Source organism: Rhizobium sp. K33 (assembly GCF_056501445.1).
Genome location: NZ_CP096478.1, coordinates 3672574 through 3698534, shown reverse-complemented (window position 1 = coordinate 3698534; position 25961 = coordinate 3672574). Strand labels below are relative to the sequence as shown.

At 62.8% G+C, this 25961-nt stretch carries 22 protein-coding genes; 17 read left to right on the top strand and 5 right to left on the bottom strand.

Features of this window, described 5'->3' with window-relative positions:
* The first annotated feature begins 1 nt into the window (after window position 1).
* From M1E12_RS17845 to M1E12_RS17810, 8 genes are all read left to right on the top strand, one after another.
* Window positions 2-895: a GNAT family N-acetyltransferase gene (locus M1E12_RS17845; protein ID WP_479562777.1), complete on the top strand. Its 894-nt coding sequence runs from the start codon at window positions 2-4 to the stop codon at window positions 893-895.
* Between the two features lie 60 nt (window positions 896-955).
* Complete coding sequence (locus tag M1E12_RS17840) at window positions 956-3169, top strand: primosomal protein N' (RefSeq protein ID WP_479562776.1); 2214 nt, start codon at window positions 956-958, stop codon at window positions 3167-3169.
* A gap of 113 nt (window positions 3170-3282) precedes the next feature.
* Complete coding sequence (locus tag M1E12_RS17835; protein ID WP_479562775.1) at window positions 3283-3666, top strand: AGROH133_08824 family phage infection protein; 384 nt, start codon at window positions 3283-3285, stop codon at window positions 3664-3666.
* Between the two features lie 263 nt (window positions 3667-3929).
* Entirely contained in the window at window positions 3930-4496 is a 567-nt protein-coding gene (locus M1E12_RS17830) for a F0F1 ATP synthase subunit delta (RefSeq protein ID WP_136539504.1), read from the top strand.
* A complete protein-coding gene (atpA, locus tag M1E12_RS17825; protein ID WP_113461498.1) occupies window positions 4496-6025 on the top strand; it encodes a F0F1 ATP synthase subunit alpha in 1530 nt (509 codons plus the stop codon). The genes M1E12_RS17830 and atpA overlap by 1 nt, the downstream gene beginning before the upstream one ends.
* A 29-nt stretch (window positions 6026-6054) precedes the next feature.
* Entirely contained in the window at window positions 6055-6933 is an 879-nt protein-coding gene (locus M1E12_RS17820) for a F0F1 ATP synthase subunit gamma (RefSeq protein ID WP_479562774.1), read from the top strand.
* A gap of 24 nt (window positions 6934-6957) precedes the next feature.
* Window positions 6958-8421, top strand: coding sequence for a F0F1 ATP synthase subunit beta (gene atpD, locus M1E12_RS17815; RefSeq protein WP_479562773.1), 1464 nt, complete (start codon window positions 6958-6960; stop codon window positions 8419-8421).
* A 70-nt stretch (window positions 8422-8491) separates the two neighbouring features.
* Window positions 8492-8899, top strand: a complete 408-nt coding sequence (locus tag M1E12_RS17810) for a F0F1 ATP synthase subunit epsilon (protein WP_113461495.1) — start codon at window positions 8492-8494, stop codon at window positions 8897-8899.
* 55 nt (window positions 8900-8954) lie between these two features.
* On the opposite strand, the gene M1E12_RS17805 is transcribed toward M1E12_RS17810, so the two are convergent.
* The 4 genes from M1E12_RS17805 to M1E12_RS17790 form a co-directional block, all read right to left on the bottom strand.
* Window positions 8955-10583, bottom strand: a complete 1629-nt coding sequence (locus tag M1E12_RS17805) for a GMC family oxidoreductase (RefSeq protein WP_479562772.1) — start codon at window positions 10581-10583, stop codon at window positions 8955-8957.
* Between the two features lie 12 nt (window positions 10584-10595).
* Window positions 10596-11813 (bottom strand): mandelate racemase/muconate lactonizing enzyme family protein, encoded by a 1218-nt coding sequence (locus M1E12_RS17800; protein WP_479562771.1) that lies wholly within the window; start codon window positions 11811-11813, stop codon window positions 10596-10598.
* A 31-nt stretch (window positions 11814-11844) separates the two neighbouring features.
* A complete protein-coding gene (gene aldA, locus M1E12_RS17795) occupies window positions 11845-13269 on the bottom strand; it encodes an aldehyde dehydrogenase (protein ID WP_479562770.1) in 1425 nt (474 codons plus the stop codon).
* A gap of 102 nt (window positions 13270-13371) precedes the next feature.
* The gene (locus tag M1E12_RS17790) at window positions 13372-14298 is read right to left on the bottom strand and encodes a LysR substrate-binding domain-containing protein (protein ID WP_246035019.1); all 927 of its coding nucleotides are present in this window, start codon (window positions 14296-14298) and stop codon (window positions 13372-13374) included.
* A gap of 171 nt (window positions 14299-14469) precedes the next feature.
* Here M1E12_RS17790 and M1E12_RS17785 point away from each other — a divergent pair, with 171 nt between their 5' ends.
* From M1E12_RS17785 to M1E12_RS17745, 9 genes are all read left to right on the top strand, one after another.
* Complete coding sequence (locus M1E12_RS17785) at window positions 14470-15402, top strand: L-lactate dehydrogenase (RefSeq protein WP_479562769.1); 933 nt, start codon at window positions 14470-14472, stop codon at window positions 15400-15402.
* Between the two features lie 80 nt (window positions 15403-15482).
* Window positions 15483-15848: an ArsR/SmtB family transcription factor gene (locus M1E12_RS17780; protein ID WP_136539516.1), complete on the top strand. Its 366-nt coding sequence runs from the start codon at window positions 15483-15485 to the stop codon at window positions 15846-15848.
* A 30-nt stretch (window positions 15849-15878) separates the two neighbouring features.
* Entirely contained in the window at window positions 15879-16814 is a 936-nt protein-coding gene (locus tag M1E12_RS17775; RefSeq protein WP_479562768.1) for a LysR family transcriptional regulator, read from the top strand.
* A 127-nt stretch (window positions 16815-16941) separates the two neighbouring features.
* On the top strand, window positions 16942-17421 hold the full coding sequence (locus tag M1E12_RS17770; protein WP_113461488.1) for a formate dehydrogenase subunit gamma: 480 nt from the start codon (window positions 16942-16944) through the stop codon (window positions 17419-17421).
* Window positions 17418-18974: a formate dehydrogenase beta subunit gene (locus M1E12_RS17765; RefSeq protein WP_479562767.1), complete on the top strand. Its 1557-nt coding sequence runs from the start codon at window positions 17418-17420 to the stop codon at window positions 18972-18974. Before M1E12_RS17770 ends, M1E12_RS17765 begins: the two co-directional genes overlap by 4 nt.
* Before the next feature lie 151 nt (window positions 18975-19125).
* Window positions 19126-22008, top strand: a complete 2883-nt coding sequence (gene fdhF / locus M1E12_RS17760; RefSeq protein WP_479562766.1) for a formate dehydrogenase subunit alpha — start codon at window positions 19126-19128, stop codon at window positions 22006-22008.
* Between the two features lie 40 nt (window positions 22009-22048).
* Window positions 22049-22870 carry a formate dehydrogenase accessory sulfurtransferase FdhD gene (gene fdhD, locus M1E12_RS17755; RefSeq protein ID WP_479564910.1) on the top strand — a complete coding sequence of 274 codons (822 nt, stop codon included), beginning with the start codon at window positions 22049-22051 and terminating at the stop codon, window positions 22868-22870.
* Window positions 22860-23204: a formate dehydrogenase subunit delta gene (locus M1E12_RS17750; RefSeq protein ID WP_113461485.1), complete on the top strand. Its 345-nt coding sequence runs from the start codon at window positions 22860-22862 to the stop codon at window positions 23202-23204. The genes fdhD and M1E12_RS17750 overlap by 11 nt, the downstream gene beginning before the upstream one ends.
* 63 nt (window positions 23205-23267) lie before the next feature.
* Window positions 23268-24920 (top strand): OFA family MFS transporter, encoded by a 1653-nt coding sequence (locus M1E12_RS17745; RefSeq protein ID WP_479562765.1) that lies wholly within the window; start codon window positions 23268-23270, stop codon window positions 24918-24920.
* Between the two features lie 70 nt (window positions 24921-24990).
* Here M1E12_RS17745 and M1E12_RS17740 read toward each other — a convergent pair whose 3' ends face one another.
* On the bottom strand, window positions 24991-25836 hold the full coding sequence (locus tag M1E12_RS17740; protein WP_479562764.1) for an asparaginase: 846 nt from the start codon (window positions 25834-25836) through the stop codon (window positions 24991-24993).
* Between the last annotated feature and the right edge of the window lie 125 nt (window positions 25837-25961).

Here is a 25961-nt window from a genome sequence, read left to right as displayed (position 1 = left end):
GATGCGCCGCTCTCCCGTCTCCACCTTTGCCAGCGTCACCGACACCCTGTCGCTTCTGTCGCAAGGTCGGCCTGGTCATATCGTCGACACGCTGATTGCCGAGCGTGGGCAGAAGCTCGTCGAGCATCCGCTCTGGCCGGCCATGCGTCCCTTTCTCTATAGCGTTTTGCGCTACGACAAGGCGATCCAGTTCGCCAATGACGTCGCGAACCTGCCGGGACCGCAGGTCTTCGACTATCTGAGCGCTGCTCTTGGCCTCGATATCCAGGTCCGCCATGCTGATCGCATCCCGTCATCCGGCGGTTTCATCCTGGTGAGCAACCATCCGACGGGTATTGCCGACGGGGTTGCCATGTATGATCTGCTGAAAGATCGCCGTCCCGACATGACCTTCTTCGCCAATCGAGACGCGGTCCGCGTGAACCCGCGGCTTGCGGAGATCATCATTCCCGTGGAATGGCGCGAGGAGCACAAGTCGAAGCTCAAGGCGCGTGAAACGCTGAAACTCACGACGCGGGCCGTGGAAGAAGGCCGAGCCACCATTCTCTTTCCTTCGGGTCGCATCGCCTATTGGGACGAAGGCAAGCTCAACGAGCGGCCGTGGAAGACATCGGCCATCTCGCTTGCCCGCAAATACAATCTGCCGATCCTGCCGGTGAACATGAAGGCCCGCAATTCCGGGCTGTTCTACTGGTTCGCCCGCTGGTCGACGGAATTGCGCGACATGACCGTTTTCTACGAGCTTCTTAACAAGCGCGGCGGTCGTTTCGATTTCACGGTCGGCAACCTGATCCCGGTCGAGGCACTCGATGGTGATCCTGCCGAGGTGACACGCGCGCTAGAAGCCTACACGGTCCACCAGCTGCCGGCCGATCCCGATCGCAGTTTCGGCTGATCTCGTCCCCTCCACAAAGCCTGTTTTCTTTCTGTTCTTCCGGAGGCAAGTTGCAGCCCGATGAAGGACGATTCGAAAAGCCTGTTCGGGGAACTGTTTGAGACACCGCGCCGCAAGGTGGTGCCGGTGCTCGTGCCCATGCCGGCGCCGACGGCCTATAGCTATGCCGTGCCGGATGACCTGATGGTCGAGCCGGGCGCCATCGTGCAGGTGCCGCTCGGGCCACGCCAGGTCATCGGTGTGGTCTGGGATGGCGGGGATGAAAAGTCAGTCGATCCGAAGAAACTGCGCGAGATCACCAAGGTCTTCGACTGCCCGCCGCTTGATCAGGACATGCGGACTTTCCTCGACTGGGTCGCCGCCTATACGCTGTCACCGCCCGGCTATGTGGCGCGCATGGCGCTTCGCGCACCGGCGGCCTTCGATCCGGAGCCGATGATCGAGGGGTTACGCTATGCCGGCTACCAGCCGGAGCGCCTGACGCCGGCACGGCAGAAGGTGCTGGAGATGGCATCGGATGGCCTCTCCTGGACCAAGAGCGGCCTTGCCCATGCCAGCGGCGTTTCGACGAGCGTGATCGACGGCCTCGTCAAGCAGGGTGTGTTCGAACAGGTCTTCCTGCCGCCGCCGCCGCTGGTTGCGGCGCCCGATCCGAACTATGCGGAAAGCCGTCTTGCCGGTCCGCAGAAGGAAGCGGCGGAAGAGATCCTCGAAAGCCTGCGCAAGGGCGGTTTCGCCGTTTCCCTGATCGACGGTGTAACGGGCTCCGGCAAGACGGAGGTCTATTTCGAGGCGATTGCGGAAACGCTGAAACAGGGCAAGCAGGTGCTGATCCTGCTGCCGGAAATCGCGCTGACTGCCAATTTCCTTGAGCGCTTCCAGGATCGCTTCGGCTCCAAGCCCGGCGAGTGGCATTCGGATCTCGCGACCCGTACGCGTGAAAAGGTGTGGCGTCAGGTGGCGACCGGTGAGATCCGCGTGGTGGCCGGCGCACGCTCGGCGCTCTTCCTGCCCTTCGAAAACTTGGGTCTCATCATCGTTGACGAAGAGCACGATCCGGCCTTCAAGCAGGAAGACCGCGTCTTTTATAATGCGCGGGACATGGCGGTGGTGCGGGCACGGATCGCGAACTTCCCGGTCGTGCTGGTCTCGGCGACGCCGTCGGTCGAGAGCCAGGTCAACTGCATCGCGGGGCGCTATACCCGCATCCATCTGCCAACGCGCTTTGCCGATGCCGCCATGCCGGACCTGCATCTCATCGACATGCGCCGGGCACCGCCGGAGCGGGGAGGGTTCCTGTCGCCGATCCTGTTGCGCTCTGTCGGCAAGGCGGTGGAACGGGGCGAACAGGCGCTGCTCTTCCTCAATCGGCGCGGTTATGCGCCGCTGACGCTCTGCCGCGTCTGCGGTCACCGATTCCAGTGCCCGCAATGTTCAAGCTGGCTGGTCGAGCATCGCTTCCGTGGCCAGATCCAGTGCCATCAATGCGGTTACCACGAGCCGACGCCGAATGCCTGCCCGGAATGCGGGACGCTGGATCATCTCGTCGCCTGTGGTCCGGGGGTGGAGCGGATTGCCGAAGAGGTGGAAAAGCATTTTCCCGATGCGCGCACGCTGGTGCTGTCGTCCGATATCGGTGGGGTCAAGCGCCTGCGGCTCGAACTGGAAGCGATTGCCAATGGCGAGGCCGATATCGTCATCGGCACGCAGCTCGTCGCCAAGGGGCATAACTTTCCGCTGATGACGCTGGTCGGCATCATCGATGCGGATATCGGGTTGTCGAATGGCGATCCTCGGGCTGCCGAGCGGACCTTCCAGCTGCTTTCGCAGGTGACGGGCCGTGCGGGGCGCACAGGGCGCAAGAGCCTCGGTCTGTTGCAGACCTTCCAGCCGCAGCACCCCGTCATGCAGGCAATCATCTCGGGCGACGCCTCGGCCTTCTATGAGCGCGAAATCACGGAACGCGAGCGGGCGCAGCTGCCGCCGTTTGGCCGACTGGTCTCGATCATCGTTTCCGCCGACACGCGTGCAGATGCGGAAGGCCATGCGCGTGGCCTGCGTCAGGCAGCCCCTCATGAAAGCGGCATCATGATCCTCGGGCCCGCCGAAGCGCCACTGGCGCTCATCCGGGGACGTCACCGCTTCCGCCTGCTCGTGCACGGCCGGCGCAACAGCGACATGCAGGCCTTTGTCAGGAGCATGTTGGAGCGGGGACCGAAGGAGCGTCGCTCGATCCAGGTGCAGGTAGATGTCGATCCGCAAAGCTTCCTGTAAGCCCTGAGGCGCAGTTTCCGTCGCATGAACCGCGAATTACGGCGCTCAGGCCATACCGCCGGCGCCCGTTTCATGCCATAAGCCGCGCGGTTTGCTTCAATGCGGGTTGATCCATGGATTTCTACTTTCCCATCGAGTTCGGCGAGCAGCTCGCCTTTCTTTCGGCTGCCGCTGCGGCGCTCATCGGATGCTTCATCCTGTTTGCTCCGGGGCTGACCTTGAAGGCGCTCGGTCTCCACCCGGCGGAAGGCCGGCCGGAGGGGCTAGGTGCAGCGCGCTCGGTCGGGGGCCTGATCGTCGGCTTTGCGGGAACAGCGCTGCTGCTGGCGCAGCCCACCGTCTACCTCGCCTTCGGGGCCGCTGTCGGCCTCTCGGCATTCGCCCGAATCCTCTCCATCATGTCCGATCATGGAAGCACCTGGCGCAACCTTCTCCTTCTGGTTGTGCAGGCGGTCATTGCTTCTCTCACGCTCGCCTATGTCTTTGGTCTGACTTGAAGATCGGTTTTCGGCGTTAGTGCTGGGATATCTCGTCAATTTGACGCAGTTTCGGACAAAAAACGCCACAAGGCCTTGCTCTGAAGGAGCAAACCGTTAATACGCGTGTTGCGAGTCTAGACCTGCTATGCTAGACGAACCGCGAAATTCGGAAAACGCAAGTGCAGCATGCTTGTGTTTTTGGGGAAAAACAAAACGATATCAGGAGCTTGAGAGGCCTCGTCCGAGGTGTCCGGTAGCCTGGATCCAGATCAGGGAATTTTTTGCCCGTGGCAGACGCATCCCAAGTGATTTCAGGCGTGGCGGAGCGTTACGCATCGTCGCTCTTCGAGCTTGCGCTCGAAGCTGGCGCGATCGACGCCGTCGCTGCCGATCTCAACCGTTTCCAGGCGATGATCGACGAGAGCGACGATCTGAAGCGCCTGGTACAGTCGCCCGTCTTCACGGCCGAAGACCAGGTCAAGGCCATCAGCGCAATCGGCGAAAAGGCCGGTTTCAACGCGCTGGTGTTGAACTTCCTGAAGGTCGTCGCAAGCAATCGCCGCCTGTTTGCCGTTCCCGGCATGGTGGCTGCCTATCGCCAGATCGTTGCCCGTCACAAGGGTGAGATCACGGCTGACGTCACGTCTGCTCATGCCCTTTCGGCCGAGCAGGAAACCGAACTGAAAGCGGCGCTGAAGGGCGTCACCGGCAAGGATGTCTCGATCTCCGTCACGGTCGATCCCTCCCTGCTCGGCGGCCTGATCGTGAAGGTCGGCTCCCGCCAGATCGACACGTCTCTTCGCACCAAACTTTCCACCCTTAAGCTTGCACTGAAAGAGGTTGGCTGATGGATATCCGCGCCGCGGAAATTTCCGCAATTCTGAAAGATCAAATCAAGAACTTCGGCAAAGAGGCGGAAGTCTCCGAAGTCGGCCAGGTTCTGTCCGTAGGTGACGGTATCGCCCGCGTCTACGGCCTCGACAACGTCCAGGCCGGCGAAATGGTCGAGTTCCCGGGCGGCATTCGCGGTATGGCGCTCAACCTCGAAGCCGACAATGTCGGTGTGGTTATCTTCGGTGCCGACCGTGACATCAAGGAAGGCGACATCGTCAAGCGGACCGGCGCCATCGTCGACGTTCCGGTCGGTCCGGAACTGCTCGGCCGCGTCGTCGACGCGCTCGGCAACCCGATCGACGGCAAGGGCCCGATCAACGCGACCCGCCGTTCGCGCGTCGACGTAAAGGCTCCGGGCATCATCCCGCGCAAGTCGGTTCATGAGCCGATGTCGACCGGCCTCAAGGCCATCGACGCCCTGATCCCGGTTGGCCGTGGCCAGCGCGAGCTTGTCATCGGCGACCGCCAGACCGGCAAGACCGCCATCATCCTGGACGCCTTCCTCAACCAGAAGGCCATCCACGACAACGGCCCCGAGAACGACAAGCTGTACTGCGTCTACGTCGCTGTCGGCCAGAAGCGTTCGACCGTTGCCCAGTTCGTGAAGGTTCTCGAAGAGCGTGGCGCTCTCCAGTACTCGATCATCATCGCTGCCACCGCATCCGACCCGGCTCCGATGCAGTATCTCGCACCGTTCGCCGGCTGCGCGATGGGCGAATACTTCCGCGACAACGGCCAGCACGCCTTGATCGCTTATGACGACCTGTCCAAGCAGGCTGTCGCTTACCGTCAGATGTCGCTTCTGCTGCGCCGTCCGCCGGGCCGCGAAGCTTATCCGGGCGACGTCTTCTATCTGCACTCGCGTCTGCTCGAGCGCGCCGCCAAGATGGGCGACGCTGCCGGCGCTGGCTCGCTGACGGCTCTGCCGGTCATCGAAACCCAGGGTAACGACGTTTCGGCCTTCATTCCGACCAACGTCATCTCCATCACCGACGGTCAGATCTTCCTTGAAACCGACCTGTTCTATCAGGGCATCCGTCCGGCCGTTAACGTCGGTCTGTCGGTTTCGCGCGTTGGTTCTGCCGCTCAGATCAAGGCGATGAAGCAGGTTGCCGGCTCGATCAAGGGCGAACTCGCCCAGTATCGCGAAATGGCCGCCTTCGCCCAGTTCGGTTCGGACCTCGACGCTGCAACGCAGCGCCTCTTGAACCGTGGTGCACGCCTGACCGAACTCCTGAAGCAGCCGCAGTTCTCGCCGCTGAAGACGGAAGAGCAGGTCGCGGTGATCTTCGCCGGCGTCAACGGTTACCTGGACAAGATCCCGGTCAACCAGGTCGGCAAGTTCGAGCAGGGCTTCCTTTCCTACCTCCGTTCGGAAGGCAAGGCGATCCTCGACACGATCCGCACCGAGAAGGCGATCAGCGACGACACCAAGGGCAAGCTCAAGGCCGCCCTCGACACCTTCGCGAAGAACTTCGCCTAATTCAGGCTCAAGCCAAGGACGGATAACGGATGCCTTCACTTAAGGATCTGAAAAACCGGATCGCCTCCGTCAAGGCGACGCAGAAGATCACCAAGGCGATGAAGATGGTCGCCGCGGCGAAGCTGCGTCGTGCTCAGGAAGCGGCCGAGGCTGCCCGCCCGTACTCGCAGCGCATGAGCGCCGTCCTGGCCAATATCGCGCAGGCAGTGGGTACGGACGACAGCGCGCCGCGCTTGATGACCGGCACCGGCAATGACGACGTTCATCTGCTCGTCGTCTGCACCGCCGAGCGTGGTCTCTGCGGCGGCTTCAACTCGTCGATCTCGCGTTTCGCCCGTGACCATGCGCGCAAGCTCCTGGCCCAGGGCAAGACGGTGAAGTTCTTCTGCGTCGGCAAGAAGGGCTACGACAGCCTGCGCCGCGAATTCGCCGGCATGATCGTCGAGCGTATGGATCTGCGTGACGTGAAGCGTATCGGCTTCACCAATGCAGACGCCATTGGTCGCAAGGTCATCGGCATGTTCGAGCGCGGCGAATTCGACGTCTGCACGCTGTTCTATTCCGAGTTCAAGTCGGTGATCAGCCAGGTGCCGACTGCCCAGCAGATCATCCCGGCCGCTCCGGCCGAGGCTGCTCCGCAGGGTGGTGCATCGGCTCTCTACGAATACGAGCCGGATGCGGCTGCGATCCTCGAGGATCTCATCCCGCGCAACATCTCGGTTCAGATTTTCCGGGCCCTGCTCGAAAACGTCGCTGGTGAAATGGGCGCCAAGATGAGCGCCATGGACAATGCGACACGCAATGCCGGTGAGATGATCAACAAGCTGACGCTTTCGTACAACCGCCAGCGTCAGGCGCAGATCACCAAGGAACTCATTGAAATCATTTCGGGCGCGGAAGCGCTCTGAGGTTAAGGAAAGAGGGTAAGATAAATGGCTAAGGCAGCTACCCCCAAGTCTAAGGCGGTCACCTCCGCAGCCGGTGCTCTCGGCAAGGTCACGCAGGTCATCGGCGCCGTCGTCGACGTTTCGTTCGAAGGCGAACTGCCCCCGATCCTGAACGCGCTGGAAACCAACAACGGCGGCAACCGCCTCGTTCTTGAAGTGGCGCAGCACCTCGGCGAAAACCAGGTCCGTACGATCGCCATGGACTCGACCGAAGGTCTCGTCCGCGGTCAGGCGGTCACCGACACGGGCGCTCCGATCTCGGTTCCGGTCGGTCCGGAAACGCTCGGCCGCATCATGAACGTCATCGGCGAGCCGGTTGACGAAGCCGGTCCGCTCGTCACCGAAGGCCGTCGCGCTATCCACCAGGAAGCTCCGGCTTACGTCGAGCAGTCGACCGAAGCGCAGATCCTCGTCACCGGCATCAAGGTCGTCGACCTTCTGGCTCCTTACGCCAAGGGCGGTAAGATCGGCCTGTTCGGCGGCGCCGGCGTCGGCAAGACAGTTCTCATCATGGAACTGATCAACAACGTCGCCAAGGCGCACGGTGGTTACTCGGTCTTCGCTGGCGTGGGTGAGCGTACCCGCGAAGGCAACGACCTGTACCACGAAATGATCGAATCGGGCGTCAACAAGCACGGCGGTGGCGAAGGCTCCAAGGCTGCTCTCGTTTACGGCCAGATGAACGAACCGCCGGGCGCCCGCGCACGTGTTGCTCTGACCGGTCTGACGATCGCTGAAGACTTCCGCGACAAGGGCCAGGACGTTCTGTTCTTCGTCGACAACATCTTCCGCTTCACCCAGGCTGGTTCGGAAGTGTCGGCTCTGCTCGGCCGTATCCCGTCGGCCGTTGGTTACCAGCCGACGCTGGCCACCGACATGGGCCAGATGCAGGAACGCATCACCACCACGACCAAGGGCTCGATCACCTCGGTTCAGGCCATCTATGTTCCCGCCGACGACTTGACCGACCCGGCTCCGGCCACCTCGTTCGCCCACCTGGACGCAACGACCGTTCTGTCGCGCTCGATCGCCGAAAAGGGTATCTACCCGGCCGTTGACCCGCTCGACTCGACCTCGCGCATGCTCGACCCGATGATCATCGGCGAAGAGCACTACGAAGTCGCTCGTAAGGTTCAGTCGACGCTGCAGCGCTACAAGGCCCTTCAGGACATCATCGCGATCCTGGGCATGGACGAACTGTCGGAAGACGACAAGCAGACCGTAGCCCGCGCCCGCAAGATCGAGCGCTTCCTGTCGCAGCCGTTCTTCGTTGCCGAAGTCTTCACCGGCTCGCCGGGCAAGCTGGTTGCTCTCGAAGACACGATCAAGGGCTTCAAGGGCCTGGTCAACGGCGACTACGACCACCTGCCGGAAGCTGCCTTCTACATGGTCGGCTCCATCGAGGAAGCCATCGAGAAGGCCAAGCGCCTGGCTGCCGAAGCCGCCTAAGCACAAGGGAATGCCGGCACGCGGGAACCCTCGCGTGCCGCCCCATCCTTCATCAGAGAAGTGAACGACCATGGCCGACAATTTCAACTTTGAGCTCGTTTCGCCCGAGCGTCTTCTCCTCTCCGAACAGGTGAGCGAAGTCGTCATCCCGGCAACGGAAGGCGAAATGACCGTCATGGCCAATCATGCGCCGACCATGACGACGATCAAGCCGGGCGTGGTAACCGTGAAGCTCGCTTCCGGTCAGGTGTCCAAGTATGTGGTCTTCGGCGGTTTCGCCGACGTTCTGCCGACTGGCTGCACGCTGCTCGCCGAATCCGCAGTTCCGCTCTCGGAAATCTCGCCGGACACGCTGACCAAGCGTATCGACGAAGCCCGCAAGGATCTGGAGGGTGTCGAGCATCACGAGCACCGCACCAAGCTCGAGCAGTATCTCGCCGAGCTCACCAACCTGAACGGCGTTCTCGTCGCCGCCTGATAGGCTGGCTACGACAAAGACGGATTGAAGCCGGGCCCTCAAGCCCGGCTTTTTTTCATGCCTCGACCCTGGCCGCTGCGTCTTCCAGGATCATCGCAGATCCCTTCTCCGCCGCCATCATGGTCGGCGCGTTGATGTTGCCGGCGGTGATGTTGGGAAAGATGGAGGCATCGACGATGCGCAGTCCCTGCACGCCATGAACCCTCAGGCGGGAATTCACCACCGAGTGCTGGGGGTCGCTGCCCATCGCGCAGGTCCCGCACAGGTGATAGATCGACCCGCTGTTCAGGCGAAAATAGTCGAGCAGCTGTTCGTTTGACTGAACCGCCTTCGACGGCGAGACCTCGTCCTCCACCCAATCCTCCAGCGCTTGGGCCCCGGCGATGCGCCGCATCAGGTGGCTGCCTTGCAGAACCTCTTCGACATCACGTTCGGTCGACAGGTAGTTAGGTCGGATCAGCGGTGCATCCGCCGCGTTGGCGGACGCGATGGTCACGGTGCCCTTGCTGGTCGGGCGGCAGGCGTTGAAGGCGATCAAAAAACCGGGATAGGGCTCTGGAGTGAGACCCGCGCGCGGATTGTCCGGAATGCGGTAGGACAGCGGATTGAAGTAAACCTGGATGTTCGGCCGTGCCTCTTCCGGCGTGCCGCGGAAGAAGCCTCCAGCCTGATTGACGCTCATGGCAAAGGGGCCGCTGCGCTTCATCAACCAGGTCAGGCCGAACCGTGCCTGGCCGAGGAGGCTCGCGAAATCGCCGTTCAGGGTCGGGCGCCTGGAGCGGTAGTAGAAGCTCGCGCAGAGATGGTCCTGTAGGTTCTGGCCGACGGCCGGCAGATGTTTCCGCGTCTCGATCCCCTGGGCAAAGAGGGTTGCTCCGTCGCCGAAGCCGGAGAGCTGCATCAATTTTGGCGTGTCGACGGCGCCTGCCGCAAGGATGACTTCGCGGCGGGCACTGAAGCTGCGTATGCTACCGCGCTGCATGACCTCGATGCCGGACACCCGGCCATCCGGCTCGACCAGCAGGCGCCTCGCATGGGCCTCGCGCTCGATCAGAAGATTGGGACGGGTCAGGGACGGGCGGAGATATTCCGCGCTCGAATGCGAGCGCTGACCGCGCCTTGTGTTGACGTCGTAGACGCCGGCCCCTTCGATCGAGGCGCCGTTGAAGTCGTCGTTCTCGGGCAGGCCCAGTCCCTTGCAGGCATCCAGGAAGGCGTCGCTGACGGCATGTGTGGATCCGCGCATCGGTGTCACGTGGATCGGGCCGTTTGCGCCATGCCAGGGACTCTCACCGCGGGCATGCGTTTCCAGTTTGCGGAAATAGGGCAGCACGTCGTCGAAGCCCCAGCCGGGATTTCCGGCCTCGCGCCAGTCGTCGAAATCCTGCGGCGCTCCGCGGACGAAGATCATGGCATTGATCGAGCCGGATCCGCCCTGCACCTTGCCGCGGGGCGCATAGATCCGCCGCCCGCCGAGATTGGCCTCGGGTTCGGTGCGGTACATCCAGTTGACCTTCGGATTGTAGTAGCTCTTGGCATAACCGACGGGGATCTTGAACCAGAAGGACTTGTCCTCGCCGCCCGCTTCGATCAGCAGGACGGAGTGGCGGCCGCTTTCGCTCAGGCGGCTTGCCACGATGCAGCCTGCCGAGCCTGCACCGACCACGATAAAGTCGAAGATCATGGGCGTTGTCCCTCAGCCCTTGGCCGGTGCGAATGCCTTCACGTCCATCGGCTCCGGCGCCATCTGCAGATGCAGCCTGTCGCCGGTATAGGGCGTGTGGCGGGCGATGACGTCGTGGTTCAGCTCGATGCCGAGGCCCGGTTCGCGCGACGGGATCAGATAGCCATCGTCGAAACCGAGTTTCGTCTTCAGCACCTCGGCGTGGAAGCCGCCAAAATCCATGATTGCCTCATGGATCAGGAAGTTCGGGCAGGTGACTGCGAGCTGGATCGAGGCGGCTGCCCCGACCGGGCCGTTATAGAGATGCGGCGCAACCTGCGCATAAAAGGACTCGGCCATCCCGGCGATCTTCTTCGCCTCCAGCAAGCCGCCGACGCGTGCGACATTCATCTGCAGGATGGAGGCCGAGCCAAGCTGCAAGAGCCTCTGGAATTCGTACTTCGTCGTCAGCCGCTCGCCGGTCGAGACTGGAATCGAGGTGGCACGGGCGACTTCCGCCATCGCGGCTTCCTGGCCAGGCGGGACGGGCTCCTCGAACCAGAGCGGATCGTATTTTTCCAGGCGCTTGGCCAGCCGGATCGCCGAGGAGGGGACCATCTGGCCATGGGTGCCGAAGAGGATGTCGGCGCGGTTGCCGATGGCATCGCGGATCTTGCGGCAGAACTCCTCGCAGCGATCCATGACGGGCAGCGACAGCTGATGACCCGAATAGTTGGTGTAGGGGCCTGCGGGATCGAACTTCACTGCCGTGAACCCGGCCTCGACCATGCGGATCGCCTCTTCGGCAGCAAGATCCGGATCGTTGTAGTCATATTCGCCGGCGGCGTTCTTCGGGTAGAGATAGGTATAGGCGCGCAGCTTCTCCGAGACCGGGCCGCCAAGCAGATCGGCAACCGGTCGTCCCGCCGCCTTGCCGATGATATCCCAGCAGGCGATTTCGAGACCCGAGATGATCCCCACCATGGTCGGGTCCGGCCGCTGGGTGAAGCCGCTCGAATAGGCGGCGCGCCAGAAGCGCTCGATCTGGTGCGGGTCGTGACCCTCCAGATAGCGGGTGAATACGTCTTCCACGAGCACGGCGATGCCCGAGGGGTGGAAGGCGGTCGAATAGATCTCGCCGACGCCCGTGATGCCGCAAGCCGTCTCCAGCTCGACAAAGATCCAGTACATGCCGCCGATATGCGGCGCGGGCGTTGCGACGACGTGTGTCTTGAGCGAAGCGATTTTCATGGATGCCCCCGATGCGGAATGGTCGGACTGGTCAGTGTTTCAGGATGACGAGGCGGGTCTGGGTGAATTCCAGCATGCCGTGCTTGCCGTCGTCGCCGCCGAGGCCGGAGCGCTTCCAGCCGGCGTGGTAGCCCTGATAGGGATCGGCCGGGAAGCGGTTGATGTAGAGTTCGCCCGCCTCCATCTCGTTTGCAGCCTTCATCACCTTGCGGTAGTTCTCGGTGAAGACGACGGAGGCGAGGCCAAACTGATGGTCGCTTGCCATGGCCAGCGCCTCGTCGAAATCGGTGTAGGGGATGACCGGCAGCACGGGCCCGAAGACCTCCTCCTGGACGATCTCCATGTCCTGGCGGCAATCCGACAGCAGTGTCGGCGGATAGAAAAAGCCGTCGCCCGCGGGGAGGTAGCCGCCCGTTTCGATGACGGCGCCGTCGGCCTTGGCGCGCTCCACCATGTGATGGACGCGCAGCCGCGCGGCGGCCGTTGCAAGCGGTCCCATCCGTGTCGCGTCCTCGGCGCGGTCGCCATAGTGGCGGCGCTCGAAAGCGTCCTTAAGCTTGGCAAGCAGCGCACCGTGCACGGAGGCGTGCACATAGAGCCGCTCGACGGAGGTGCAGACCTGGCCACAATGGGCCGTCTTTGCCGCGAGCACACTCTTCGTCACCACGTCGAGATCGGCATCCGGCTCGACGATGACAGGCGTCTTGCCGCCGAGTTCGAGCGAGGGTTTGGCGATGTTCGCCTTGCAGTAGTCGAGGACGACCTGGCCCGCGGCCACGCTGCCGGTCAGGGTGATCATGCCGACCTCACGGCGCGTGCACATGACGCCTGCCACATCGTGACTCATGGCCATGATGCTGATCAGCCCCTCCGGCAGGCCCGCTTCCTTGATTGCTTCAGCAAAGACGAAGGCCGAGGTCGGCGTGTTGTTGCTGGGCCTGATGACCACGGCATTGCCGGTGACCAGCGCCGGCGCAATCTTGCGGACCAGCGTGTAGATTGGGAAGTTGAAGGGGATCAGGCAGGCAACGACGCCGATCGGCGCGCGCTTCAGCATCAGCGTCTCGTCTGGCGTGTCGCTCTCGATCACCTCGCCCTCGACGCGGCGCGCCCATTCGGCGTGGTAACGCATCAGTTCGACGCCATAGCCAGCTTCGGCGACGGCGTCCTCGACGCTCTTGCCGGATTCCAGTGCCAGCGCCTCGCCGATCTTCTGCTGATGACGCTCGACGGCATCGGCGAGCTTACGCAAGGCATTGCCCCGTTCGATGGCCGGCAGGCGCCCCCAAGGCTTTTGTGCTGCTGCGGCGGCGTCCACCGCCTCGATGACATCGGCCTCCGTCGCCGCCGTTACCGAAGCGAAGACCTCACCCTTGGCCGGGTTCTTCACCTCGATGGTCTGGCGGGTTCCGGTATTGCGAAAGGAGCCGGCGATGAAGTTCTGGAAGGGGGACATGATGGGCACTCCGACAGCAGACAGTTCGCCCCAAGTAGGAAGCCCGTCTTCCTGCTTCGCAAGCGACTTATTGTCGGGTGGAGCATTCCAAAAAGGAATGTTTCAGGCGCTCGCCTGCCTTGGCAGGGCGACAGAACTTCCGCCGATTTCATGGCTCAGCCAGCGCCTGAAGGCTCCGACATGCGGCGATTGTGCGCTGTCGGTACGGGTCACCAGCCAGTAGGATTCGTGCCCTTCGACTTCGACGTCCAGAACCTGGGTCAGAGCACCCGTCTGCATCAAGGGTGCCACCATGGATCGGTCCGCTACGGCCACGCCCAATCCGTTGCAGGCGGCTTCGATGACCAGGTCCAGAAGATCGAATTCCAGTCCGCCTTGCGTGTCGGTTTCGGCAAGGCCCGCCGCGTCCAGCCAGCGCTGCCAGGTGAGATAGCGCTGATCGGCCGAGGCCAGCACATGCAGGAAGGTGAAGCGGGAGAGGTCGATCGCCTCTGCATCCCGCAAGTCCGCCAGAAGATGCGGCGCGCAGACCGCGATGTGACGTTCGGCGAAGAGCCGTTCCGACCGCAGGCTCGGCCATTCACCATCACCGAAGCGGATGGCACAGTCGATCATGCCGCGATCGGAGAGGTTGTCTTCCAGATCCGTCGTGATGCTGAGGTCGACATCCGGCAGAAAGGCCCTGAGGCTCGTCAGTCGAGGCAGCAACCAGCGCTTGGCAAAAGTGGGAGGCACGTTGATCCTGAGCCGGCGAAGATTGCTCTTCTCGCGGATGTTGCGCACCGTCATCTCGACCGTGTGGAAGGCCTGTTGCAGCGAAGCCAGCAGTTCGGCGCCGGACGGTGTCAGTTCCAGGTGATGATGGCGGCGGATGACAAGGGTTTCGCCGAGCTGTTCTTCGAGATTGCGCACCTGACGGCTGACGGCGCTCTGGGTGAGGTTCAGCTGTTCCGCCGCTCGGGTAAAGCTGCGCGTCTGGCCGACCACCTCGAAAACCTTCATCGCGGACAGGGCCGGCAGCCGTCTCATGATCTCTCGTGATTTCCCCTTCAGAGCCTTCACGGCATTAAATCAGAGGCGCTTGATCTGCGCCATGCAGTTCTTACGCGAATGTGTCATGCTTTTTGCTATAGATGGTTGGTGTCGTCGCCTGACCGATGACATAAGCCTTCAGGATTTTGTGCTTTCGGGGGAAACAGCATGAAAGTCGGTATCGTGGGTGCGGGCATGGTCGGCAGCTCTGCGGGCTATGCGCTGGCGCTGATGGGCCTTGCAAGCGAGATCGTGCTGATCGACCGAAACGAGGCGCTCGCCATCGCGCAAGCGGAGGATATCGCGCATGCGGTGCCCTTCATGTCGTCGACGGTCGTCAATGCCGGCCAGTATCGCGATCTGGAGGGGGCCGGTGTCGTCATCCTCGCAGCCGGTGTGAGCCAGAAGCCTGGTGAAACGCGTCTGGAACTCCTGGAGCGCAATGCCGCCGTGTTTCGGGCGGTGCTCGCCGAGGTGCTTCCGGTGGTGCCGGACGCGATCCTGCTGATTGCCTCGAACCCCGTCGACATCATGACGCAGATTACCACGCGCCTTTCAGGCATCGATCCGCGGCGGGTGATCGGTTCCGGCACCATTCTCGACACGGCGCGCTTTCGCAGCCTCGTCGGACGGCATCTGGGCATCTCGCCGCAATCGGTGCATGCCTATGTGCTCGGTGAGCACGGCGACAGCGAAGTCCTCGCCTGGACGAGTGCGCGGGCCGGTTCGGTACCTCTCTCCTCCTTTGCCGCCCAGGTCGGATCGCCGCTGACTGCGGACGTGCGCGCCCAGATCGATGATGGTGTGCGTAATGCGGCCTACAAGATCATCAATGGCAAGGGATCGACCTATTACGGCATCGGGGCCGGTCTTGCGCGTATCGTCAAGGCGATCGCGCGCGATCAGCGCGACGTGCTGTCGGTCTCGATCTCGACGCCCGAGGTCGCCGGCGTGTCGGATGTTGCGCTTTCGATCCCGCGTGTGGTGGGTGCAGAGGGGGTGCTGACGGATCTCTTCCCCGACCTCGATGACGAGGAATATGCCGCCTTGAACCGCAGTGCGTCGCTTTTGAAGGAACGAGCGGACGCCATTCCTTTGTAGGTGAAGCATCCTATATGTTAACCTAACACCAGCCGCGCTGTTTTGCCTGCCGATGCGCAGCCACGATCTCTGGACATGTCATGACTGAAACGCCGCCACTGACCGCTGAGGCACTCGACGACTTTCTGACGAAAGCGCGGGCCGCGAGCAATCTCCTGAAGGCGCTCTCGCACGAGACGCGCCTCCTGATGCTTTGCATGCTGTGCCAGGGCGAAAAGACCGTGACGGAGATCGAACATTTTCTCGGGATCCAGCAGGCGGTGGTCTCCCAGCAACTGGCACGGCTGCGCAGCGACAAGGTGGTTCAGACCCGTCGCGAAGGTCGGCAGATCTATTATCGCATTGCCGATCCGCAGCTCGCAGAACTAATCTCCGTGCTCTACAAGATGTATTGCGGTCCGCTGCCAATGCAGCGCAGTGAAGCTGAGGCCCATACCGGCGCCTGAGCGCATCGGCGCAATCGGGGGGCAGAAAGCATGATCGACAAGCTGGAATTCTTCATCGCGCTTGCGCGCCAGCAGCATTTCGGACGCGCCGCCGAGGAATGCGGGATTACCCAGCCGACCCTGTCTGCCGCCATTCGACAGCTGGAAGAACAGCTCGGGGTGGTGCTTGTCGTCCGTGGATCACGCTTTCTCGGCCTGACACCCGAGGGGCAGCGCGTACTCGAATGGGCGCGGCGCATCGTCGGCGATACACGCACCATGCGCGAGGAAATGCGGGCTGCGCGGCGTGGTCTGGCGGGCCATATCCGGCTTGCGGCCATTCCGACGGCGCTTGCGATGGTCCGGCGAATCACCGAGCCTTTTCAACGGCGACATCCGAATGTGACCTTCTCTGTGCTGTCCCGCACGTCGCTGCAGGTCTTGAGTCTCCTCGACGATCTCGAGATCGATGCCGGCATCACCTATCTCGACAACGAGCCCCTCGGACGGGTGACCTCGGTTCCCCTCTATTCGGAGCGTTACCACCTGATCACGGCAGCCGGGGCACCACTGGCGGACCGTGAAGAGGTGACCTGGACCGAAGTTTCGAGCCTTCGGCTTTGTCTATTGACCGCAGACATGCAAAACCGCCGGATCATTAACAAACACATGGCCGAGGCCGGCGTCACGGTGACGCCGACGCTTGAATCGAACTCGATGATCGTCCTGTTTTCCCACATCCGGACTGGCCAATGGGCTTCGATCATGCCGCGTAACGTTGCGGAATCCTTTGGTTTTCCGGAGCAGATCCGAATGATCCCGATCACGGAGCCCGATGCATCGCATCTGGTCGGGCTCGTTGCCACGCATCGCGAACCCTATACGCCACTCGTCTCTGCGCTGTTGCACGAGGCGCGATCACTCGCCACGGCTGAAGCTTTTGATAGAAATCTTCTATCGAGCGACGATATCCCAATATTGACCTAAGCTCCTTCTCCCGGCCATCCTTCACAAAAGGCAAGTTCGTACGACGGTCGTCGACGGGCAAACATAACTGACCCGCCGTGGCGAGACGTGTGACTGCCTTGCCCTGTCGGTTTGGGAGGACTGGCTCATGAATATCCGTGTTGCCGTTTCGAATGAAGCGGCGCGTATCTCCGACATCATCGCCGACTGTCGGCATCTGGAAGGCCCGATGCTGCCGATCCTGCACAGGATCCAGGACGAGTTCGGCTACATCCCCGAACCGGCCAAGCAGATCATCGCCGACGCGCTCAATCTGTCTCGCGCCGAAGTTCACGGTGTCATCACCTTCTATCATGATTTCCGCGCCCGGCCCTCTGGCCGCCATGTGCTGAAGCTCTGTCGGGCCGAGGCTTGCCAGTCGATGGGTGGCGAGCCTCTTGCGGACAAGATCAAGTCGCTGCTCGGCGTGGACTGGCACGGAACCACCGCCGACGGTGCCGTGACACTGGAGCCTGTCTTCTGTCTCGGGCTCTGCGCGCAGGCGCCGGCCGCCATGCTCGACGGCAACCTCCATGCTCGACTGGATGAGAACTGTCTTGATGATCTGATGGCGGAGGTGCGGGCATGAGTGTCACCGTCTTCGTCCCCCGCGACGCCGCAGCGCTTGCCGTCGGTGCCGACAAGGTGGCAGCCGCCATCGAACGCGAAGCCGCACAGCGCGGCCAGGATGTGCGCATCGTCCGCAATGGCTCGCGCGGCATGCTCTGGCTGGAAGTGCTCGTCGAAGTCCGCACCGAGCACGGCCGCATGGCCTATGGCCCAGTCAAGCCCTCGGACGTCGCATCGCTTTTCGAGGCCGGCTTTCTGACCGGTGGCGAGCATGTCCTCGGCCACGGCCTGACCAAGGAAATCCCTTTCCTCAAGGGGCAGACGCGTCTCACCTTCGCCCGTTGCGGCGTGACCGATCCACTGTCGCTCGACGACTACCGCCACTATCAGGGCCTCAAGGGCCTTGCCAATGCCATTGCGATGGCGCCGGCCGACATCGTGAAACAGGTTACCGACAGCGGCCTGCGCGGCCGCGGCGGCGCAGGCTTCCCGACGGGCATCAAATGGAAGACTGTGGCCGACGCCAAGTCCGACCAGAAGTATATCGTCTGCAATGCCGACGAGGGTGACAGCGGTACCTTTGCCGACCGAATGATCATGGAAGGCGACCCCTTCGTCCTGATCGAAGGCATGGCGATTGCCGGCATCGCGGTCGGCGCGACCAAGGGCTATGTCTATACCCGCTCCGAATATCCGCATGCGATTGCCGTCATGGAAGAGGCGATCGCGATTGCCAGGGCTGCGGGTATCCTCGGCGCATCCGTCATGGGTTCGCCTTACGCCTTCGACATGGAAGTGCGCATGGGCGCCGGCGCCTATGTTTGCGGCGAGGAAACCTCGCTTCTGAACAGTCTTGAAGGCAAGCGTGGCATCGTGCGCGCCAAGCCGCCGTTGCCTGCCCTTCAAGGCCTGTTCGGCAAGCCGACCGTCGTCAACAACGTCATGTCGCTCGCCTCGATCCCCGTCATCATGGACCGCGGCGCGCAGTTCTACCGCGACTTCGGCGTCGGCCGGTCGCACGGCACGATCCCGATCCAGCTCGCCGGCAACCTCAAGCATGGCGGCCTTTATGAAACGGCCTTCGGTCTGCCGCTCGGCCAGCTGATCAACGAGATCGGCGGCGGTACGATCTCTGGACGCCCGGTCAAGGCCGTCCAGGTCGGTGGCCCGCTGGGTGCCTATTTCCCGCCGTCGCTGTTCGACACGATCTTCGACTACGAGGCCTTCACGGCCGCCGGTGGTCTGATCGGTCATGCCGGCGTGGTGGTCTTCGACGACACGGCCGACATGCTGAAGCAGGCGCGCTTTGCCATGGAGTTCTGCGCCGTCGAAAGCTGCGGCAAGTGCACGCCCTGCCGCATCGGTTCCACCCGCGGTGTCGAAACGGTCGACAAGATCGCCCAGGGCATCGAGCCGGAAAAGAACAAGGTGCTGCTGGAGGATCTCTGCAACACCATGAAGTTCGGTTCGCTCTGTGCACTCGGCGGGTTCACGCCCTATCCGGTCATGAGCGCCATGACGCATTTCCCGGAAGATTTTGTGCCGGCACCGGTTCGGGAGGCTGCGGAATGAGCGCCCATTCTCTCTCGTCATCCTCGGGCGCGTCCCGAGGATCTACAGATTTTGCCATGCGGGGGACGTTCATCGCTGAACCGGCTCTCGAAGTTCAGATGCAGCAGATCCCCGGGACGAGCCCGAGGATGACGGCGGAAAGGTAAGCGTTATGCCCCTCGTTCCTGAAATCGACTTTGGCACCCCGGCGTCCCGCTCGGAAACGATGGTGACGCTGACCATCGATGGCCGCGAGATCACCGTCCCGGAAGGCACCTCGATCATGCGCGCTTCCATGGAGGCCGGTATCCAGGTTCCGAAACTCTGCGCGACCGACATGGTCGATGCCTTCGGCTCCTGCCGTCTCTGTCTGATCGAGGTCGAGGGCCGCAACGGCACCCCGGCCTCCTGCACGACACCGGTTGCCCCCGGCATCGTCGTCCACACGCAGACGGAGCGCCTGAAGGCGATCCGCAAGGGCGTGATGGAGCTCTACATCTCCGACCATCCGCTCGACTGTCTGACCTGCGCTGCCAATGGCGACTGCGAACTGCAGGATATGGCGGGTGCCGTGGGCCTGCGCGACGTGCGCTACGGCTACGAAGGCGAGAACCACGTCAAGGCGCGTTCGGCCGAAGGCGGGATCAATGCCCAGTGGATGCCGAAGGACGAGAGCAATCCCTATTTCACCTATGATCCTTCCAAGTGCATCGTCTGCTCGCGCTGTGTGCGTGCTTGTGAGGAAGTGCAGGGCACGTTCGCGCTGACCATCGAAGGCCGCGGTTTCGACAGCCGCGTGTCGCCGGGCGCGCATGAAGCCTTCCTCTCGTCGGAATGCGTCTCCTGCGGCGCCTGCGTGCAGGCCTGCCCGACGGCGACGCTGACCGAAAAGTCGGTGATCGAGATCGGCCAGCCGGAGCATTCTGCCGTGACGACCTGCGCCTATTGCGGCGTCGGCTGCTCGTTCAAGGCAGAGATGCGCGGCGAGGAACTCGTGCGCATGGTGCCCTGGAAGGACGGTCAGGCGAACCGAGGCCATTCCTGCGTCAAGGGCCGTTTCGCCTATGGCTATGCGAGCCACAAGGACCGCATCCTGAACCCGATGATCCGTGAAAAGATCACCGATCCTTGGCGCGAAGTGACCTGGGAAGAGGCCTATGCCCATGTCGCCTCCGAGTTCAAGCGCATCCAGTACCAGTATGGCCGCGAATCGATCGGTGGCATCACCTCGTCGCGCTGCACCAACGAGGAGACCTTCCTCGTCCAGAAGCTGATCCGCGCCGGTTTCGGCAACAACAATGTCGATACCTGTGCCCGTGTCTGCCATTCTCCGACCGGTTACGGCCTCGGCCAGGCCTTCGGCACCTCTGCCGGCACGCAGAATTTCGACTCGGTCGAGCATTCCGACGTGGTGCTGGTGATCGGTGCCAATCCGACCGATGGCCATCCGGTCTTCGGGTCTCGCCTGAAGAAGCGGCTGCGTCAGGGCGCCAAGCTCATCGTCATCGATCCGCGCCGGATCGATCTCGTGCGCACGCCGCATGTCGAAGCCTCCTACCACCTGCCGCTGAAGCCTGGCACCAATGTTGCCGTTCTCACCGCGTTGGCGCATGTCATCGTGACGGAAGGCCTCTTCGCGGAAGCCTTCATCCGCGAGCGCTGCGACTGGTCCGAGTTCGAGGATTGGGCCGCCTTCGTCGCCGAGCCCCAGCATTCGCCCGAGGAAACCGAGAAGTTCACCGGCGTTCCGGCCGAGGAACTGCGCGGTGCCGCCCGTCTCTTCGCGACCGGCGGCAATGGCGCGATCTATTACGGCCTCGGTGTCACCGAACACAGCCAGGGTTCGACCACGGTTATGGCAATCGCGAACCTCGCCATGGCGACCGGCAATATCGGTCGTCCGGGTGTCGGCGTGAACCCGCTGCGTGGCCAGAACAATGTCCAGGGCTCCTGCGACATGGGGTCTTTCCCGCACGAGCTGCCGGGCTACCGTCACATCTCCGACGATGCGACCCGCGAAACCTTCGAAAAGCTGTGGGGCGTCACGCTCAACAACGAACCGGGTCTGCGCATCCCCAACATGCTGGACGCCGCCGTCGAGGGCACGTTCAAGGGCATCTACATCCAGGGCGAGGACATTCTGCAGTCCGACCCGGATACCAAGCATGTCTCGGCCGGCCTCGCTGCCATGGAATGCGTCGTGGTGCACGACCTCTTCCTCAACGAAACGGCCAACTATGCCCACGTCTTCCTGCCGGGCTCGACCTTCCTGGAGAAGGACGGCACCTTCACCAATGCCGAGCGCCGCATCAACCGCGTGCGCAAGGTGATGTCGCCGAAGAACGGCTATGCCGACTGGGAAGTGACGCAGAAGCTGGCTCAAGCCATGGGTCTCGCCTGGAACTACGCGCATCCCTCGCAGATCATGGATGAGATCGCCGCGACGACCCCGAGCTTTGCCGGTGTCTCCTACGACTATCTGGAAAAGATGGGCTCGGTGCAGTGGCCCTGCAACGAGAAGTTCCCGGTCGGCTCGCCGATCATGCATGTCGACGGCTTCGTTCGCGGCAAGGGCAAGTTCATCCGCACGGAATATGTGGCGACCGACGAACGCACCGGACCGCGCTTCCCGCTGCTCCTCACCACCGGCCGCATTCTCTCGCAATACAATGTCGGTGCGCAGACACGTCGCACGGAAAACGTCGTCTGGCATGAGGAGGATCTTCTCGAGATCCATCCGCATGACGCCGAACAGCGTGGCATCAAGGAAGGCGACTGGATCAAGCTTGCGAGCCGCTCCGGAGATACGACACTGCGTGCCCGGATCACCGATCGCGTGGCGCCGGGCGTGGTCTACACCACCTTCCACCACCCCAATACGCAGGCTAACGTCATCACCACCGATTTCTCGGACTGGGCGACCAACTGTCCGGAATACAAGGTAACCGCCGTTCAGGTCTCGCCATCGAACGGCCCAACGGAATGGCAGGAAGAGTACGAAGAACTCGGCCGCCGCTCACGTCGGATCGCCGGTAAGCTGGAAGCGGCGGAGTGAGCCAGGTGAGCTGGCAAGGGCAAAGGGGAGAAACATGGACATGATCGGTGTCTCCCGCGCCTTTGCTGTCGAACAGGTTCGCTCCGGCGCCACCAGTCCTGCCACGCGGATCGTGCCGGAGGAGGTGCCGATTGCCTTTTCCTATGGCGGCACGACCCATGCGGTCATGATGGCTACGCCGGCCGATCTCGAAGACTTCGCCGTCGGCTTCTCTCTTGCCGAGGGGATCATCGAACGGGCGGAGCAGGTCGTGTCGATCGAGGCCATCGAGGCGGGTCCGGGCATCGATCTGCAGATCACGCTCGAAGACAATACGGCGAATGCGCTCGTTGCCCGCCGGCGTAGGATGGCAGGGCCGGTCGGCTGCGGGCTTTGCGGCATCGAGTCGATCGAGCAGGCGGCGCGTCCGGTGCCGGTAATTCCCCGAAGCGAGGTCCGGTTTCGGGAAGGCGATATCATCGAGGCGATGCAGGCGCTCGGAGCAGGGCAGGTGCTCAACCGCGAAACGCGAGCCGTGCATGGAGCCGGGTTCTTTCTGCCCGGCGAAGGTCTGCTGGCGCTGCGCGAAGATGTGGGACGCCACAATGCGCTCGACAAACTGGTGGGCGCCGTCTGCCGCGCCGGGTGGAAACGGTCTCGTGGCATGGTCGTCGTCACCAGCCGCTTGTCCGTCGAAATGGTGCAGAAGGCTGCCATTCTCGGCAGCCCGCTGCTGGCGGCCATCTCGGCGCCGACGGCACTCGCCATCCGCACGGCGGAAGACGCAGGCCTGACGCTGGTCGGCATCGCCAGAGGCAATGATTTTGAAGTTTTTACGCGGTCAGACCGGATTACTGGGGGAGAACGAAGCCATGTCGCATAGCCACACCGACGAGAAACTGGTGCGGATGGCCAACCAGATCGCCACCTTCTTCCTGTCGCAGCCAGCGGCGATCCGTGCGGAAGGGGTTGCAACCCATATCAACAAGTTCTGGGAGCCGCGCATGCGCCGTCGGTTCTTCGAGCTGCTCGGTGATGCCGAAGCCGGCTTTCTGCCGCTGGTGATCGAGGCCTCCGCCTTGATCAAGCGGCCGGGAGAGCCCGACAGCAGCGCCGTCGGCGTTGGTGCCGGCGACGCGGCCATCAGCCCGCATGGCAAGGGGACTGCCGCGGGAGAATCTCTTTCGGAACCCAGTGTTCCGGAGCAGACAGCCTGAATCTCAGTTCATCCGAGCCGGGAATTTTTCAATAGCGGTTTATTTAAAGTGGAGGGAAACGTAATGGCAGTCACTGATGTTAGCGCTGGCAGCACGGCGGGAGTCGGGCCGTTGGACAAAGAAAGAATTATCGCAAAACCTGGCTTCAATCGCTGGCTCGTGCCTCCGGCCGCCCTTGCCATCCATCTGTGCATCGGCATGGCCTACGGCTTCAGCGTGTTCTGGCTGCCGCTCAGCCGGGCGATCCCCAATCCAGATCCGAGCTGCTCTGAGCTGACGCTGATCGGCGCCCTGTTCACCACCGCCTGCAACTGGCGCGTCGCGGATCTCGGCTGGATCTATACCCTCTTCTTCGTCTTCCTCGGCTGCTCGGCCGCCATCTGGGGCGGCTGGCTCGAGCGTGTCGGCCCGCGCAAGGCTGCCTTCGTCTCGGCCTGCTGCTGGTGCGGTGGCATCCTGATTGCCGCGCTCGGCGTCATGACCCACCAGCTCTGGCTGATGTGGGTCGGTGCCGGCGTCATCGGTGGCATCGGTCTCGGCCTTGGCTACATCTCCCCGGTCTCCACTCTAATCAAGTGGTTCCCAGACCGCCGCGGCATGGCAACCGGCATGGCCATCATGGGCTTTGGCGGTGGTGCGATGATCGGTGCGCCGCTCGCCAACTTGCTGATGGGTTATTTCAAGACCGATGTGTCGGTCGGCGTCTGGCAGACCTTCGTCGTCATGGCGATCATCTACTTCATCTTCATGATGGGCGGTGCATTCGGCTACCGCATTCCGCCGGCTGGCTGGCGTCCCGAGGGCTGGACCCCGGCTGCGAGCAAGAGCACGATGATCACCCACCGTCACGTGCATCTGCGCGACGCCCACAAGACCCCGCAGTTCTGGCTCATCTGGGCCGTGCTCTGCCTCAACGTCTCGGCCGGTATCGGCGTTATCGGCATGGCCTCCCCGATGCTGCAGGAAATCTTCGCCGGTAACCTCATCGGTGCACCGGGCGTGGCCTTCGCCGAACTCGACGCCTCTCAGAAGGCCCAGATCGCTGCAATCGCTGCCGGCTTTACCGGCCTGCTTTCGCTGTTCAACATCGGTGGCCGCTTCTTCTGGGCGTCGATGTCCGACAAGATCGGCCGCAAGAATACCTATTTCGCCTTCTTCATCCTCGGCATCATTCTCTATGCCGCGGCACCGACGCTGGCTGACATGGGTTCCAAGGCGCTCTTCGTGCTCGCCTTCGGCATCATCCTGTCGATGTATGGCGGCGGCTTCGCCACCATTCCGGCCTATCTCGCCGACATCTTCGGCACGCAGTTCGTCGGCGCTATCCATGGCCGCCTGCTGACGGCCTGGGCAACAGCCGGCATCGTTGGTCCGGTCGTGGTCAACTACATCCGCGAAGCCCAGATCGCGGCTGGCGTTGCACCGGGTCCGGAGCTCTATACCAGCACCATGTATATCCTGGCCGGCATGCTGGCCCTCGGCCTGATTGCGAATGCCTTCGTCAAGCCGCTGTCTGACAAGTGGTTCATGTCGGACGAGGAAGTGGCTTCGCTTCAGGCGAAGACCGCTGCCGCTTCCGCGGGTCCCACCGGTTCCTTCGGCATCGGCAAGGGTGGTCTCGACGCCAAGGCAGCGCTCGCCTGGGCGGTCGTCGGCATCCCGCTTCTGTGGGGCGTCTGGATCACGCTGCGCAACAGCCTTGCGATCTTTGGCTAAAGCGATCAGCGACTTCCGAAACAACGGGAGGCGGCCCTGCGGGTCGCCTCTTCTTTTCTGGTAGAGCGGGCTAGTTCAGCCAGAGATGGATTAGGGCCGCTTCGGGTGTCTCGGTTCCGCCGTTCTCGATCCCGGTGCCCCAGAGGCCCGCTCCGGCGGCGTAAGCGCCGGGTTCCAATCCTCCCGCCTCACACTGGCTGACGGCCCGCAGGCGTTTCCCGCCCGCGACCGCATCGGCGATCACGTCCAACAACTGCCCGTCGTTCATCGCCGTGCCGGCGCCGAAGATCCGCAGCACTGCGCCATCCAGCGTTTCCAGAATCGCCTTCAGCGACGCTGCCGGCAGACCCGGCGAGAGCGTCAGGATCGCGAGCTTACGGTCGATGAAGGTCCGGCGCTGCGGCACTCCAAGTGCTGCCTGCGGCTGGGAGCGGAAGGCGTCCGCTTCGTGACTGTGGTGTTTGACGAGGCCGGCAGCGGGCAGGAGCTTGCCGGCAAAGGCGAGAAACACACCGGCGCCTTGAGTTGCGGCCGCTGTGATCGCCAGGTCGAGATTGCCTTCGGCATCGCCCTTCTGTCCGAGCGGCAGCATGGAGCCGCAGAGGATCACGCGGCGGTTCTCGCCGGCCAGAGCCTGGGACAATGCGGCGCCGGTGAAGGCCATCGTGTCCGTGCCATGGGTGATGATGACGGGAATTCCGGGATGGCGGCGGATCGTCTCCAGCATCCGGTTCCAGTGGGACGGGCCGACATCGGCGCTATCGAGCAGGGGATCGAAGACATCGGCAACGAGTTCTGCGCCTGGCGGCAGGCGCGCGGTGACCGCGTCCTCGACGAGCCCCTTGCGGGGTGCAAGCCCATCCGGCGTCTCGGCCATGCCGATCGTGCCGCCAGTGTGGATCAAGAGCAGTTTCATGATCAAGCCTCCCAGGTCTTCAGCCATCTGGTAGGGCAGGGCAGGGCGGAGATCAACGGGGTCTGTGAACGTGAAAAGGGCAGCGCTTGTGAGCGCTGCCCTTCTAAAATCTGAGGCGGTCGCCT